Genomic DNA, 14,685 nt, shown 5'->3' on the forward strand with positions numbered 1-14,685 from the left:
GCACACCTCGAACCCCGATACGGAGTGGCCCGATGCCCACTGAGGCAGAGTTCCTCGACTACCTCCGGCGTGCCACTGCCGACCTGCGCGACGCGCGCCGGCGGGTACGCGAGGTGGAGGCCAAGGACCGCGAGCCGATGGCCGTCATCGGCATGGCGTGCCGGTTCCCGGGCGGGGTGTCCAGCCCGGCCGAGCTGTGGGACCTCGTCGACCGGGGCGGCGACGGGGTGGGCGACTTCCCGACCGACCGGGGCTGGGACCTGGAGCGGCTCTTCAACGTCGACCCGGACAACCCGGGCACGTCGACCAGCAACCAGGGCGGCTTCCTCTACGACGCGCCACAGTTCGACCCGGGCTTCTTCGGCATCAGCCCCCGCGAGGCCCTGGCGATGGACCCGCACCAGCGGCTGCTGCTGGAGACCTCCTGGGAGGCGTTCGAGCACGCCGGCATCGACCCGCAGGCGCTGCGTGGCAGCCGGACCGGCGTCTTCGCCGGGGTCATGTACCACGACTACGCGTCGCGGGTGCTGGACCTGCCCGACGGCGTCGAGGGCTACATCGGCACCGGCAACTCCGGCAGCGTGGTGTCCGGCCGGGTGGCGTACACCTTCGGGCTGGAGGGCCCGGCCGTCACTGTGGACACGGCATGCTCGTCGTCGCTGGTCGCCGTGCACCTCGCGACGCAGGCGCTGCGCCAGCGGGACTGCGACTTCGCGCTCGCCGGCGGTGTGACGGTCATGTCCACCCCGGGCACCTTCGCCGACTTCTCCCGCCAGCGGGGCCTGGCCTCCGACGGCCGGTGCAAGTCGTTCGCCGCCGCCGCCGACGGCACCGGCTGGTCCGAAGGCGTCGGCGTGCTGCTCCTGCAACGGCTCTCCGACGCCCGCCGCGACGGCCGGCGCATCCTCGCCGTCGTCCGGGGCAGCGCGGTCAACCAGGACGGCGCCAGCAGCGGACTCACCGCCCCCAACGGCCCGTCGCAGGAGCGGGTGATCCGGCAGGCCCTCGCCAACGCCCGGCTCTCGCCGGCCGACGTCGACGTGGTCGAGGCGCACGGTACCGGCACCACCCTCGGCGACCCCATCGAGGCGCAGGCGCTGCTGGCCACGTACGGGCAGGACCGGGGCGACGGCGGGCCGCTCTGGCTGGGCTCGGTCAAGTCGAACCTGGGTCACACCCAGGCCGCCGCGGGCGCCGCCGGCCTGATCAAGATGATCGAGGCGATCCGCCACCGCACCATGCCCGCCACCCTGCACGTCGACGAGCCGTCCCCGCACATCGACTGGTCCGCCGGGCAGGTCTCGCTGCTGACCGAGGCGCGCGCGTGGTCGGCCACCGACCGGCCGCGCCGGGCCGCCGTGTCGTCCTTCGGCATCAGCGGTACGAACGCGCACGTCATCCTGGAGGAGGCGCCCGGCGACGACGCCCCGTCCACCGACGAGGCACCCCCCGCCGTCGACGCGCCGGTCGCGCTCCCGCTCGCCCCGGTGTTCCTCTCCGCCCGTACGCCAGAGGCGCTCGCGGGGCAGGCCGGCCGCTGGGCCGACCACCTCGCCCGCATCGACGCCCCACGTCCGGTGGACGTCGCGGTCTCCTCGGTCAGCCGCGCGGGGCTCGAACACCGCGCGGTCGTCCTGGCCGGCGACGCCGACGACCTGCTCGCCGGGCTGCGGGCCCTCGCCGCGGGCGAGCCGACCGGCGCCGTCATCACCGGCGCGTCGGCCCCGCGTGGCCGGGTGGCCTTCCTCTTCTCCGGCCAGGGCGCGCAGCGCGCCGGCATGGGTCGCGGGTTGTACGCGGCGTTCCCGGTCTTCGCCGCCGCGCTGGACGAGGTGTGCGGTCACCTGGATCCGCTGCTGCCGCGTCCGTTGCGGGAGGTGCTCTTCGCCGGGGCGGGCACGCCCGGGGCGGAGCTGCTGGATCAGACGGTGTTCACCCAGGCGGGCCTGTTCGCCGTCGAGGTGGCGTTGTTCCGCCTGATCGAGTCGTTCGGTGTGGTGCCGGACCTGGTGGCCGGGCACTCCATCGGCGAGATCGCGGCGGCGCACGTGGCGGGCGTGCTCTCCCTGGCTGACGCGTGCGCGCTGGTCGCCGCGCGGGGAAGGCTCATGCAGGCCCTGCCGGCGGGCGGCGGCATGCTCGCCGTGGCCGCCGACGAGGCCGCGGTGGCCGCCTCCCTGGCGGGGCTGACCGGCCGGCTGGACGTGGCCGCCGTGAACGGCCCCGCCGCCGTGGTGGTCGCGGGCGACGTCGAGGCGCTCGACGAGGTGCAGCGGGTGTGGTCCGAGCGGGGTGCGCAGACCCGCCGCCTGCGGGTGAGCCACGCCTTCCACAGCGCCCGGATGGACCCGATGCTGGCCGAGTTCGCGGCCGTCGCCGAGGGACTGACGTTCCGGCCGCCGACGATCTCTGTGGTGTCGAACCTGACCGGCCGCGTCGCCGACGCCGACCAGATCTGCGACCCGGGCTACTGGGTGCGCCACGTACGCGGCACCGTTCGCTTCGCCGACGCCGTCGACTGCCTGCGGGCGGAGGAGGTCGACACCTACCTGGAGGTGGGACCGAACGGCGTCCTCACCGCCATGACGCAGAACTGCCTCGCCGAGCGCGCGGAGGACGAGCCGGCGCCCCTGCTGGTGCCGGTGTCGCGCCACGACCGGCCTGAGCCGCAGGCCCTCCTGGAGGCCCTCGCGTCGCTGCACGTGCACGGCCGCGCCGTCGGCTGGGCGGGCCTGCTCGACCGGGCCGGCGGCCGGCACGTCGACCTGCCGACGTACGCCTTCGAGCACCAGCGCTACTGGCTGGAGCCGGCGGGCCGCTGGACGGACGTCTCCGGTGCCGGCCTCGGCGCGGCCGGGCACCCGCTGCTCGGCGCGGCGGTCTCCGTGGCCGGCGAGGACATGGTGGTGCTGACCGGCCGTCTCTCGACGTCGACGCACGCGTGGCTCGCCGACCACGTCGTCTCCGGCGCGGTGATCGTGCCGGGCGCTGCCCTGGTGGAGTTGGCAGTGCGGGCGGGTGACGAGGTGGGTGCGTCGCGGGTGCGGGAGCTGACCGTGGCCGCGCCGCTGGTGCTGCCGCAGGCGGGTGCGGTGCGGGTGCAGGTACGCGTCGGCGCGGCCGACGAGGCGGGCGTGCGTGTGGTGGCCGTGCACTCGCAGCCCGAGGGTGATCCCGAGGCGGAGTGGGTTTCGCACGCGGAGGGTGTGCTGGAGCCGGCGTCGGCCGACGAGCCGGGCGTGGGGGAGTGGCCGCCGGTCGACGGCGTCGAGGTGGACGTGGCGGGCTGGTATCCGGCCCTGGCCGAGCGCGGCCTGTCGTACGGGCCGGTGTTCCGGGGGCTGCGCCGGGTGTGGGCGTGCGGTGACGAGGTGTTCGCCGAGGTGGTGTTGCCGGACGAGGTGGCCGGTGACGCCGCGGGGTTCGGCGTGCACCCGGCGCTGCTGGACGCCGCGCTGCACCCGATCGGGCTGCTGTCCGGCTCGGAGGGCTCGGGCGGGGCGCGGGTGCCTTTCGCGTTCGAGGGTGTGCAGGTGTGGGCCTCGGGTGCGCGGGTGCTGCGGGTGCGGTTGACCCGCAACGGTTCGGCGGTGCGCCTGGTCGCGTGCGACGAGTCGGGCGCGGCCGTGGTGTCGGTGGACACCCTCGCCCTGCGCGAGCTGACCGGGGTGTCGGCGTCCCCGGACGCGTCGGCCCGGTCGCTGTTCGAGGTCGCCTGGCAGGCCCAGGAGGTCGCCCCGGCCGGGGACGCCTCCGGGTGGGCGCTGCTCGGCTCGCCCGCCGCCGGCCTGCCGGCCGTCGCTGAGCTGCCGGTGTACGCCGACGTCGAGGCGGTCGCCGTGGCGTCGGGTGTGGCGCCGCGTCTGTTGCTGGTGCCGGCGGGTGGCCTGCGCCGGGCCCTGCACGCCGAGACGGAACCTGCTTCGGTCTCCGGTGAGATGCCCGCCGCCGTCGACAATGGCCCCGAGTCGGTGCGGGCGGCGACGTCGCAGGTGCTGGCGACGGTGCGGTCCTGGCTGGCGGCGGACGCGCTGGCGGAGTCGCGGTTGGTGGTGGTGACCCGGGGTGCGGTGTCGGTCGGGGACGGAGACCGGGTCACCGACCTGGCCGCAGCGGCGGTCTGGGGTCTGCTGCGATCGGCGCAGTCGGAGCATCCGGGTCGCATCGTCCTGGCGGACGTCGACGGTGACGTGGACGCCGGGCTGCTGGCTGTGCTGACTTCGGTGGCCGACGAGCCGGTGACGTTCGGTGGTCAGGTCGCGGTGCGCTCGGGTGAGGTGTTCGTGCCGCGCCTGGTGCGCGCGGTAGCGCCCTCGTCGGCGGACGGTGCCGTGGTGGGTGACGGTGCGGTGCTGGTGACCGGCGGTACGGGTGCGTTGGGTGCGTTGGTGGCGGAGCATCTGGTGTCGGTGCACGGTGTGCGGTCGCTGGTGCTGGTGTCGCGTCGTGGTCCGGAGGCTGCGGGTGCGGGTGAGTTGTCGGAGCGGTTGTCCGCGTTGGGTGCGTCGGTGCGGGTGGTCGCCTGCGACGTGACGGACCGGGACCAGGTGTTCGGGCTGGTCGGTGAGGTTTCCGCCGAGGGTCGGCTGGCGGGTGTCGTGCACACCGCCGGCGTCCTGGACGACGGTGTCGTGGAGGGGCTGACGGCGGCGCGGCTGGCCGGGGTGTTGGCGCCGAAGGTGTCGGCGGGTTGGTTGTTGCATGAGGCGACGGCGGGTCTGGATCTCGACTTGTTCGTGGTGTTCTCGTCGGTGGCGGGTGTGTTGGGTTCGCCGGGTCAGTCGGCGTACGCGGCGGGTAACGCGTTCCTCGACGGGCTTGCGGTCCACCGGCGGCAGCTCGGGTTGCCTGCGGTCAGCCTCGCCTGGGGCATGTGGGACACCCCCGGCATGGCCGCGTCCCTCGACGAGGCGGACCGGGCGCGATCGACCCGGGGCGGCATCACCGCGATGAGCGCCGAGACCGGGCTGCGGCTGTTCGACGCCGCCCTGACCGCCGGCCGGCCGGCCCTGGTGCCCGCCGTGATCGACCTGGCCGCCCTCCGGGCCGCTGCCGGCGCCGGCCTGGTGCCGCCGATGCTTCGTAACCTGGTCGGTACGACCACGACCCGCCGCCAGGCGGGACAGGGCACCACCTGGGCGACCCGCATCGGCGGCCTGACCGCCGACGAGGCGCGCGCCCAGCTCGACGTGCTGGTACGCGGCCTCGTCGCGCAGGTGCTCGGGCACGGCGGGGCGGAAGCCGTGCCCGCCGACCGGGCGTTCCGCGAGCTGGGCTTCGACTCGCTGACCGCCGTCGACCTGCGTAACCGCGTGAACGCGGCCACCGGCCTGCGGCTGCCCTCGACGCTCGTATTCGACTACCCGACGCCGCAGGCGCTCACCACCCATGTGCACGCCGAACTGGCCGGCGCCGCAGGTCGCCCCGCCGCGCCGGGCGCGCGGACCACCACCCGCGCCGACGAGCCGCTCGCGATCGTGGGCATGGCCTGCCGCTACCCGGGCGGCGTCGAGACGCCCGACCAGCTGTGGGCGCTGCTGGCCGCCGGCGGGGAGGGGATCGGGGAGTTCCCCACCGACCGCGGGTGGGACCTGGAGAGCCTGTTCGACCCCGACCCCGACCACCCCGGCACGTCGTACACCCGCCACGGCGGTTTCCTGTACGACGCCGGCGCGTTCGACCCCGCCTTCTTCGGCATCTCGCCCCGCGAGGCCCTCGCCATGGACCCCCAGCAGCGGCTGCTGCTGGAGGCGTCGTGGGAGACGTTCGAGTCGGCCGGGCTGGACCCGCAGCGGCTGCGGGGCAGCCGGACCGGTGTCTTCGCCGGCGTCATGTACCACGACTACGCCTCCCAGCTGATGGAGCTTGCCGACGAGGTCGAGGGCTACGTCGGCACCGGCAACTCCGGCAGCGTCCTGTCCGGCCGGGTCGCCTACACGTTCGGCCTCGAAGGCCCGGCGGTCACCGTCGACACCGCGTGCTCGTCGTCGCTGGTGGCGCTGCACCTCGCCGCGCAGGCGCTGCGGTCGGGTGAGTGTGATCTGGCGTTGGCCGGTGGTGTGACGGTGATGGCGACGCCGGGGACGTTCATCGAGTTCTCCCGGCAGCGCGGTCTGTCGCAGGATGGTCGCTGCAAGTCGTTCGCGGCGTCGGCCGACGGCACCGGCTGGTCCGAGGGCGTCGGCGTGCTGCTCGTGCAACGACTCTCCGACGCGCAGCGGGAGGGCCGGCGTATCCACGCCGTCCTGCGCGGCACGGCCGTCAACCAGGACGGCGCGTCGAACGGGCTCACCGCCCCGAACGGCCCGTCGCAGCAGCGCGTGATCCACCAAGCCCTCGCGAACGCCCGCCTGACCCCGGCCGACGTGGACGCCGTCGAGGCGCACGGCACCGGCACGACGCTGGGTGATCCGATCGAGGCGCAGGCTCTGCTGGCCACGTACGGGCAGGAGCGTCCCGTCGACCGGCCGCTGCTGTTGGGGTCGGTGAAGTCGAACATCGGGCACACGCAGGCCGCCGCCGGTGTCGCTGGTGTGATCAAGATGGTCATGGCGATGCGGCACGGCCTCGTCCCGCCGACCCTGCACGTGGACGAGCCCTCCCCGCACGTCGACTGGACCGCCGGGGCGGTCGCACTCGCCACCGAGCCCACCCCCTGGCCGGCCGTGGACCGGCCGCGTCGGGCGGCGGTGTCGTCGTTCGGGATCTCCGGCACGAACGCGCACGTCATCATCGAGCAGCCGCCCGCCGAGACGGCCGGTGCGCGGCCCACCGACCGGCCGCGCGCCGACGTCGTACCCCTCGTGCTCTCCGCCGTGGACGCCCCGGCGCTGCGCGACCAGGCGGCCCGGCTGAAGGCGCACCTCGCGGCACACCCGGAGCTGGCGCCGGCCGACGTCGCGCACGCCCTGGTCACCACCCGGGCCACGTTCGACCACCGCGCCGTCGTCCTCGGCCGCGACACCGTCGACCTGACGCGGGCCCTGGAGTCGTTCCACCTCGGCGAGGCCACCGCCGCCGTCACCGGCGTCGCGGCGCGCGCCGCCGACCCGGTCCTAGTCTTCCCCGGCCACGGCGACCCGTGGCCCGCCGCGACCGTCGAGCTGCTGGACCGGGCACCGGAGTTCGCCACCGCGATCGCCGCCTGCGAGGCGGCCCTCGCCCCCCACGTGGACTGGTCGCTCGCCGCCGTGCTGCGCGGCGCGGACGGCGCTCCCACCCCGGCCGACCCCGGGGTGGCGCCGGCCGTCCGGTGGGCCGTGGCCGTCTCGCTGGGACGCTGGTGGCGCTCCCTCGGCGTACGACCCGCCGCCGTGCTCGGGCACGCTCACGGCGCGCTCGCGGCCGCCTGCGTGGCCGGCGCGCTGTCGCTGGAGGACGCGGCGAGGACGATCGCCCTCGCCAGCCCGGCGGAGGACGGCCCGGACGCGCTGGCCGGGATCACCCTCCGGTCGGCCGACGTGCCGCTGTACTCGGCGACGACCGGCGGCCCGGTCGACACCGACGGCCTCGACGCCGCCCGGTGGTATCGGGACCTGACCACCGACGCCGACGCCGAACCGGCCGTACGCGCCCTGCTCGACCAGGGCCACCGGGTCCTCCTCGAGGCTGCCCCGGCGACCGTGCTCGCCGCCGGCATCCGCGAGAGCGCGCGGGCCGACGACGCCGTCGTGGTGGCCGCCGACGACACCGTGGCCGGCGGCTGGCAGCGCATGCTGACGGTCCTCGCCGGACTGCACGTGCACGGCGTGCCCGTCGACTGGACGGCGATCCTGGGCGCCCCCACCGGCCCGCCGCCCCCGCTGCCCACGTACGCCTTCCAGCGCCGGCGCTACTGGCCGCAGCCGACGGCGGCGACCGTCCCCGCCCCCGCCGGTACCGACGAGGCGGACCGGCGCTTCTGGGAGGCCGTGGAACGCGCCGACGCGTCTGCGCTGGCCGCCGCCATGCGCATCGACGAGGCCACGGTCAGCTCCCTCGACCCCGCGCTGCCGCTGCTCTCCTCCTGGCGCCGGCGCCGCCGCGACGAGTCCACCGTGGACTCGTGGCGCTACCGGGTGACCTGGAAGCCGCTGGTCGTCGCGCCGGAGGCCACCCTCGCCGGCACGTGGCTGCTGGTCGTGCCGGCCGCCGAAGCCGAGCACCCCCTGGTCGACGGCGTCGCCCGGACGCTGGGCGAGGGCGGGGCCGAGGTCGTCCGGATCGACGTGCCGGAGACGGGCCGGCCGGTGCTGGCCGAGCGGCTGGCGCGTACCGGCGGGCCCGTCGCCGGGGTGCTCTCCCTGCTCGGCCTGGACGACGCGCCGCACCCGGCCCACCCGGTCGTCCCGGCGGGTCTCGCCGCCACGTACGCCCTGGTCCAGGCCCTCGGCGACACCGGCGTCACCGCCCCGCTGTGGTGCGCCACCGCCGGCGCGGTCTCGACCGGCCGCGCCGACCAGCTCGACCGCCCCCGCCAGGCGATGCTCTGGGGGCTCGGCCGGGTGGTCGCCCTGGAGCACCCGGACCGCTGGGGCGGACTGCTGGACCTGCCCGCCGAGCTGGACCCCCGGGACCGGGCCCGGCTCGTGGCGGTGCTGGCCGGCGTCGACGCGGAGGACCAGCTGGCGCTGCGCCCCTCCGGGGTGTTCGCCCGGCGACTGGTCCGCGCCCGCGCCGAGCGCACCGCGACGCAGGACTGGCGTCCCGCCAGCGGCGCCGTCCTGGTCACCGGCGGCCTCGGGTCCATCGGGGCCCAGGTGGCGCGCTGGCTGGCCCGCGAGGGCGTGGTTGAGCTGGTGCTGACCGGCCGCCAGGGCCCCGCCACGCCCGGCGCCGACGAGCTGGCCGACGAACTGCGCGCCGCCGGCGCCACAGTCACCGTGGCCGCCTGCGACGTCGCCGACGCGGCCGCCGTACGGGCCCTCGTCGAGCGGCTCGCCGGGCAGGGCACCCACATCGGGGCCGTGTTCCACACCGCCGGCGTCGCCCACGCCGCGCCCGTCGCGGCCACCGACGTCGCCGACCTCGCCGACGCCCTGCGGGCCAAGGTGGCCGGCGCGGTCAACCTCGACGAGGCGTGCGGCGACGAACTGTCGGCGTTCGTGCTCTTCTCCTCCGGCGCGGGCGTCTGGGGCGGCGGGCACCAGGGCGGCTACGCCGCCGCCAACGCCTTCCTCGACGCGCTCGCCGAGGACCGGCGACGGCGCGGACGGGCCGCCACCGCCGTCGCCTGGGGTGCCTGGGACGGCGGCGGCATGGTCGACGCCGAGGGCGCCGCCGACCAGATGTTCCGCTCGGGCGTCCGGGCCATGCGCCCCGACCTCGCGGTCTCCGTCCTGGCCGAGGCGCTCGACCACGGCGACACCACGCTCACCGTGGCGGACATCGCCTGGGACCGGTTCCTGCAGACCTACACGCTGGCCCGCCCCCGGCCGCTGATCGCCGACATCCCCGAGGTGGCCCGGCTGCTCGCGGCCGGGCAGCGCGACGGCGGCACGCCCGACGCGGCGTCCCCGCTCCGCGGCCGGCTGGCCGGCCTCGCCGCACCGGAACGCCGTCGGGTCCTGCTCGACCTCGTACGCGTCCACGCGGCGGCGGTGCTGCGCCTGTCCTCGCCGCAGGCGCTGGCGGCGGACCGGTCGTTCCGGGAGATCGGCTTCGACTCGCTCAGCGCCGTCGAGATGCGCAACCGCCTCGCCGAGGCGGTGGGACTGAACCTGCCGGCGACCCTGGTGTTCGACCGCCCGACGCCCGACGCCCTCGCCGAGCACCTGGCGGGCCGGCTCGCGGGCGACGACACCCCGGCGACCGAGCCCGTGCGGGCCGCCACCGCGCTGGACGAGCCGATCGCCATCGTGTCGATGAGCTGCCGCTACCCCGGCGGCGTCGCCGGCCCCGAGGACCTGTGGCGACTCGTCGCCGAGGGACGCGACGGCATAGCGGAGTTCCCGACCGACCGGGGCTGGGACCTGGCAGCCATCTACGACCCCGATCCCGACCGGCCCGGCACCTCGTACGTGCGCGAGGGCGGCTTCCTCACCGACGCCGCCGGCTTCGACGCCGCCCTGTTCGGCATCTCTCCGCGTGAGGCGATGGTGATGGACCCGCAGCAACGGGTGCTGCTGGAGAGCGCCTGGGAGCTGTTCGAGCGGGCCGGCACCGCGCCCGCCGACATGCGGGAGACCAACACCGGCGTCTTCGTCGGCACCAACGGCCAGGACTACGCGACGCTGCTGATGGCCGCCCGGGTCGAGACCGAGGGCTACCAGGCCACCGGCAACGTCGCCGCCGTCATCAGCGGTCGGCTGGCGTACCACTTCGGGTTGCAGGGTCCCGCCGTCAGCGTCGACACCGCCTGCTCGTCGTCGCTGGTGGCGCTGCACCTGGCCTGCCAGTCCCTGCGGCAGGGCGAGTGCGACGTCGCGGTTGCCGGCGGCGTGACGGTGATGGCCACCCCCGGCCCGTTCCTGGAGTTCGCCCGGCAACGGGGGCTCGCCCTCGACGGCCGGTGCAAGTCGTTCGCCGGGGCCGCCGACGGCACCGGCTGGGGCGAGGGCGTCGGCTTGGTGATGTTGCAGCGGCTCTCCGACGCCCAGCGCGACGGCCGGCGGATCCTCGCCGTCGTGCGCGGCTCGGCGATGAACCAGGACGGCGCCAGCAACGGCCTGACCGCCCCCAACGGGCCCGCGCAGGAGCGGGTGATCAACCAGGCGCTGGCCAACGCGCGGCTGAGCGCCGCCGACGTGGACGCCGTCGACGGGCACGGCACCGGCACCCGGCTCGGCGACCCGATCGAGGCGCAGGCCCTGCTGGCCACGTACGGGCGGCAGCGCCCCGCCGACCGGCCGCTCTGGCTCGGCTCCGTGAAGTCGAACATCGGCCACACCCAGGCCGCCGCCGGCGTCTCCGGCGTGATCAAGATGGTGCTGGCCCTCCAGCACGACCTGCTGCCGCCCACCCTGCACGTGGACGAGCCGTCGCCGCACGTGGACTGGTCGTCCGGTGCCGTCGCGCTGCTGACCGAGGCGCAGCCGTGGCCGGACGTGGACCGGCCGCGCCGCGCCGGCGTGTCGTCGTTCGGGGTCAGCGGCACCAACGTGCACGTCATCCTCGAACAGGCGCCCGCCACGCCCTCGGCCGACACCGCCGCCCCCCGTCCGGCCGGCGCCGACGCGCCCACGACCGGCTCCAGCCGCGGCACGCCCGGTGCCGCCGACGGGACGCCGCTGCTGCCGTGGGTCGTATCGGCAGACACCGCCGACAGCCTGCGGGCGCAGGCGGCCCGGCTGGCCGACTGGCTGCCGGGCAGCGGAACACCCGCGGCCGACGCGGCCCGGGCACTGGCCACCGGACGGTCCCCGCTGCGGCACCGCGCGGTGCTGCTCGCCGCCGACGCCGACGCCGCCCTCGCCGGCCTGCGGGCCCTGGCGGCCGGGCAGGACCACCCCGGGCTCACCCGGGGCGCCGCCGAGCCCGGCGGCGCGCTGGCGGCGCTCTTCTCCGGCCAGGGCGCGCAGCACGCCGGGATGGGCCGACGCCTGTGGGAGACGTTCCCCGTCTTCGCGGCGACCCTCGACGAGGCGTGCCAGCACCTGGACGCGTACCTGCCGCGGCCGCTGCGCGGGGTGCTGTTCGCCGAGCCCGGCACCGCCGAGGCCGACCTGCTCGACCAGACCGTCTTCACCCAGGCCGGGCTCTTCGCCGTCGAGGTGGCGCTGTTCCGGCTGCTCGAACACTGGGGGATCCGGCCCGACTTCGTGGCCGGGCACTCGGTCGGGGAGATCAGCGCGGCCCACGTCGCCGGAGTGCTCGACCTGGCCGACGCCTGCGCGCTCGTCGGCAACCGGGGGCGCCTGATGCAGGCCCTGCCACCCGGCGGCGGGATGCTCGCCGTCGCCGCGCCCGAGGTCGACGTGCTGCGGGCCCTGTCCGGCACGCCGGGACAGCCCGCCGTCGCCGCCGTCAACGGGCCGGCCGCCGTCGTCGTCGCCGGCGCCGAGGACGTGCTGACCGAACTGGCCGCCCACTTCGCCGACCTCGGCGTACGCACCAAGCGGCTGCGGGTCAGCCACGCCTTCCACAGCCCGCTGATGGAGCCCATGCTCGCCGAGTTCGCGGCCGTCGCGGCGACCCTGTCGTACGCCCCGCCGACGGTGCCGCTGGTGTCGAACCTGACCGGCACGGTCGTCGACCCCGAGCAGCTCTGCACACCCGACTACTGGGTCCGCCACGTCCGCGAGGCGGTGCGCTTCGCCGACACCGTCACCCACCTGCACTCCCATGGGGTGACCCGGTTCCTGGAGATCGGGCCGGACACCGTGCTGACCGCCCTGACCGCCGACGCGCTGCCGGTGGACGCGCCGGTCGTCGTGACCGGCGTGCAGCGGCCCGGCCAGGACGAGGTGGCCACCCTGCTCGGCGCGGTGGCCCGGCTGCACTGCCACGGCGTGCCCGTACGCTTCCCGGCACTGCTGCCCGGCGCCGCCGCCCCGGTGGACCTGCCCACGTACGCGTTCGCCCACCAGCGGTTCTGGCCGACCCTCGACGCGGCGGCGACCCACACCCCCGCCGCCGCGCACGACGACGTCGACTCGGCGTTCTGGCGGGCCGTGGCGTCCGGCGACGGCGACGCGCTCGCCGGCCGGCTCGGCCTCGACGCGGACCGGCCGCTGCGGGAACTGCTGCCGGACCTGGACCGGTGGCGGCGCCAGCAGCAGGAGGACACCCTCGCCGGCGGCTGGCGCTACCGGATCACCTGGCGCCCGCGGGCTCTCGTCGCGGGTGCCGTCGACGGCACGTGGACCCTGGTGCACAGCGGTACGGACCAGCCGGTCGTCGACCGGCTCGCCGAACTGCTCACCGCGCGGGGCGGCATCGTGCGGCAGCTCGCCGTCGACCCGGCGACGACCGACCGGAGCACGCTCGCCGGGCAGCTCGCCGCCGCGGCGTCCACCCGGATCGTGTCGCTGCTCGCCCTCGACGAGCGGGCGCACCCCGACCGCTCGGCCGTGCCGCTGGGCCTGACCGCGAACCTGGCCCTGGTGCAGGCGGTCACGGACGCCCTGCCACCGGTGCCGCTGTGGCTGCTCACCCGGCGGGCCGTGGCCACCGGCGCCGACGACCCCGTAGCCCACCCCGCCCAGGCCACCACGTGGGGCCTCGGCCTGGTGACCGCGCTGGAACACCCCCGGCACTGGGGGGGCCTGCTGGACCTGCCCGCCACCCTGGACACCGCCGCCGCCGAGGGAGTCCTGGCGGCCCTCACCGCCGCCGGCGACGAGGACCAGCTCGCGGTGCGTGACTCCGGGACGTACCTGCGGCGGCTGGAGCGCGCGCCCCGCGCCGAGGCGCCGGCCGGCTGGCAGGCGCCGGGCACCGTCCTGGTCACCGGCGGCACCGGCGCCGTCGGCCGGTACGCCGCCGGCTGGTTCGCCCGGCACGGCGCGCGGCGGCTGCTGCTGGTCAGCCGGCGCGGCGCGGCGGCCCCCGGCGCGGACGAGGCGGTGGCGGAACTGGCCGCTCTCGGCGCCGAGGCGCGGGTGCTGGCCTGCGACCTGGCCGACCGGGACGCGGTCGCCGACCTGGTCCGTGGCCTGCGCGCCGACGGTGAGACCGTGCACGCCGTGGTGCACGCCGCCGGGGTGGGCCGGCTCAACCCGGTCGCCGCCGTGACCGAGGCGGAACTCGCCGACGTCGTCTCCGGCAAGATCGCCGGCGCGCGGCACCTCGACGAGTTCCTCGACCCGGAGGCGCTCGACCTGGTCGTGCACTTCTCCTCCATCGCGGCCGTCTGGGGCGTCGGCGACCACGGGGCGTACGCCGCCGGCAACGCCTTCCTGGACGCCTGGGCGCAGTCCCGGCCGGCCGGGCGGGCCCGGCACCTCTCGGTGAACTGGGGACCGTGGGCCGGCGGCGGCATGGTGACCGACGCGCACGCGGCGGCCATGAGCCGGCGCGGGGTGTCCCTGCTCGACCGGGAACCGGCGATGGCCGCCCTGCGCGCCGGCCTCGACGGCGACGACACCGCCCTCACCGTCGCCGACATCGACTGGGAACGCTTCGCGCCGGTGTTCGCCTCCGCCCGGCCCCGGCCGCTGATCAGCGAGATCGCCGAGGTGGCCGCCCAGGCCGCGGCGGCGCGCGCCGACGCCGAGGACGGCGACCAGGTCGCCGGCGAACTGCGCAAGCGGCTCGGCGAGTTGTCGCAGGCCGAACAGGCACGGCTGCTGGTCGATCTCATCCGCACCGCCGCGGGCGAGGTCATCGGCCACGACAGCCCGTACGCCGTGGAGGCCGGGCGGCCCTTCCGGGACCTCGGCTTCGACTCGCTCACCGCCGTGGAGCTGCGGGGCCGGCTGGCCCGCTCGACCGGGCTCAGCCTGCCCAGCTCGGTGGTGTTCGACCACCCGACCCCGCAGGCGCTGGCCGAGCACCTGCGGGCCGAACTGCTCGACGAAGCGTCGGTGGAGGCGCTGCCCACCCTCGCGGAGCTGGACCAGTTGGAGGGCGCCCTCGCGCTGCGCGACCCGGACGACATCGGCCGGGTGCGGATCACGATGCGCCTGCACAGCCTGCTCGAACGGCTCGGCGCCGCCGAGGAACGCCGGGAGGACACCGCCGAGGTGGCCGGCCGGCTGCGGGCGGCCAGCAACCAGGAGCTGTTCGACCTCATCGACCAGGACCTCGGGCTCTCCTGAGCCGCCC

1 protein-coding gene is annotated in these 14,685 nt (G+C 76.3%); it reads left to right on the top strand.

All coding sequences use genetic code 11. From position 1 onward, the window contains the following. Positions 1-32: 32 nt before the first annotated feature. On the top strand, positions 33-14,678 hold the full coding sequence (locus tag O7542_RS06045; protein ID WP_281605822.1) for a type I polyketide synthase: 14,646 nt from the start codon (positions 33-35) through the stop codon (positions 14,676-14,678). Positions 14,679-14,685 lie beyond the last annotated feature (7 nt).

The sequence above is a fragment of the Micromonospora sp. WMMC264 genome (genome assembly GCF_027497275.1).
Taxonomy (GTDB): domain Bacteria; phylum Actinomycetota; class Actinomycetes; order Mycobacteriales; family Micromonosporaceae; genus Micromonospora; species Micromonospora chalcea.

Bases quoted from the DNA above. Each gene is read 5' to 3' on its own strand.
- O7542_RS06045 (WP_281605822.1), top strand. From the start codon at position 33: ATGCCCACTGAGGCAGAGTTCCTCGACTACCTCCGGCGTGCCACTGCC.